General features: G+C 74.9%; 2 protein-coding genes. One reads left to right on the forward strand and one right to left on the reverse strand.

Annotated features, from left to right (window positions below):
- On the forward strand, positions 1-1,157 hold a 1,157-nt coding region (locus tag DQW06_RS26175; protein WP_157983615.1), incomplete at its 5' end, for an SDR family NAD(P)-dependent oxidoreductase.
- 242 nt (positions 1,158-1,399) lie between these two features.
- Here the strand turns inward: DQW06_RS26175 and DQW06_RS26180 are convergent.
- Positions 1,400-2,098, reverse strand: a complete 699-nt coding sequence (locus tag DQW06_RS26180) for a response regulator transcription factor (RefSeq protein ID WP_013155862.1) — start codon at positions 2,096-2,098, stop codon at positions 1,400-1,402.
- Positions 2,099-2,121 lie beyond the last annotated feature (23 nt).

Genomic DNA, 2,121 nt, shown 5'->3' on the forward strand with positions numbered 1-2,121 from the left:
TGAGCAGGCCCCGGCCCTGCTACATCTGCAAGGAGAGGTACCGGGAGGTCGACTCCTTCTACCACCAGCTGTGCCCCGCGTGCGCCGCGTTCAACAGGGAGCGCCGCAACGCCCGCACCGACCTGACCGGGCGCCGGGCCCTGCTCACCGGCGGCCGGGCCAAGATCGGCATGTACATCGCACTCCGGCTGCTCAGGGACGGCGCGCACACGACCGTCACCACACGCTTTCCCAACGACGCGGTGCGCCGGTTCGCCGCGATGCCCGACAGCGGCGAGTGGCTGCACCGGCTGCGGGTGGTGGGCGTCGACCTGCGCGACCCCGCCCAGGTGCTGCGGCTGGCCGACGCGGTGGCCGAACAGGGGCCGCTGGACATCCTCATCAACAACGCGGCCCAGACGGTGCGCCGTTCGCCCGGCTCCTACGGGCCGCTGGTCGAGGCCGAGGCCGAACCGCTCACGGGCGAGGGCCTCCCCGAGCCGCTGGTGCTGGGCGGCGTGCGCCCGCGCGCCCTGGAGGACCGCGCCGACCCTGGGCGGGACGCCCCGGCGACCCACGCGCTCACTCCGGCCATGCTCACCTCCCTGGCGCTGACCACGGGCTCCGCGTCGATGGAGAGGGTGCGCACCGGGACGGCGATCGACGCCGGAGGGCTGGTGCCCGACCTGGCCCCGGTGAACAGCTGGACGCGGCGGATCGGCGAGGTCGACCCCGTCGAGATGCTGGAGGTGCAGCTGTGCAACGTGAGCGCGCCGTTCCTGCTGGTGGACCGGTTGCGCCCGGCCCTGGCCGCGTCCCCGGCGCGCCGCACCTACATCGTCAACGTGTCGGCGATGGAGGGGGTGTTCGGCCGCGGCTACAAGGGGCCGGGGCACCCCCACACCAACATGGCCAAGGCCGCGCTCAACATGCTCACCCGCACCAGCGCCCAGGAGATGCTGGAGTCCGACGGAATCCTGATGACCAGCGTGGACACCGGGTGGATCACGGACGAGCGCCCGCACCCGGAGAAGGAGCGGCTGGCCGAGGCCGGGTTCCACGCGCCGCTGGACCTGGAGGACGGGGCCGCGCGCGTGTACGACCCCATCGTGCGGGGCGAGCTGGGAGAGGACCTGCACGGGTGCTTCCTGAAGGACTACGCCCCCGCCAACTGGTAGAGGGCAACCGGAAGCCGGATCCCCTCGGGGACCCCCCGTATCCCAGGAAACCGCATCGGGCCCGGCGGCGGTAGAGGCGGCGGGAGGCTGTGGACAACCGCCGCCCGCGAGCGGCTGGAGGGCGTGCCGCTCCTGCCGGGAGCGGCACGGCGGCCGGGGGACGCGTTCCGCCGCCGGACGGTTCCCGGTCCCGCCCGCGCGCCACCGCGCGGCGCACCGGCGCCGCCCCGGGGAGGCTCCGCCTACTCCGCGTGCCCGTTGCGGTAGGCCCAGGCCGCCACCTCCACGCGGTTGCGCGCCCCCAGCTTGGCCTGCACGCTCGCCAGGTGCGTCTTGACCGTGCTCACGGTGACGAACAGCTCCCCGGCCACCTCGGTGTTGGTCAGCCCCCGCGCCACCGCGCGCACGATGTCCAGCTCCCGCACGGTCAGCCCGCCGTCCCCCGGCGCGGACCGGGGCGCCGCCGCGAAGTGCCGCAGCAGCCGCACGGTGACCCTCGGGGATACCAGGGCGTCGCCCCTGGCGGCGGCCCGCACCGCCTCCACCAGCAGGGCCGGTCCGGCGTCCTTGAGCAGGAATCCGACCGCCCCTCCGGTGATCGCCGCGTGCACGTACTCGTCCAGGTCGAACGTGGTCACCACGACCACCCGGAGCGGGTCGGCCACCCCCGGACCTGCCAGCCGCCGGGTGGCCTCCAGGCCGTCCACCCCCGGCATCCGGATGTCCATGAGCACCACGTCCGGGCGCAGCTCCCGCGCCAGCCGGACCGCCTCCAGACCGTCACCGGCCTCGCCCACCACCTCGACGCCGTCCTCGGCCGCCAGCATGTACCGGAACCCGGTCCGCACCATGGCCTGGTCGTCCGCCAGCAGCACCCGGATCGGCGCCTCGCCGCCGCCGGGCACCGCCCGCTCCCCTCCGGCCTCCTGGGACCCCCGCATCACCCTCACCCCTGCTCCCCGAC

This window comes from Nocardiopsis sp. TNDT3 (assembly GCF_003427465.1).
GTDB lineage: Bacteria > Actinomycetota > Actinomycetes > Streptosporangiales > Streptosporangiaceae > Nocardiopsis > Nocardiopsis dassonvillei.

Coding starts and splice junctions, on each gene's coding strand:
- DQW06_RS26180 (WP_013155862.1), bottom strand. CDS start 2,098: ATGCGGGGGTCCCAGGAGGCCGGAGGGGAGCGGGCGGTGCCCGGCGGC.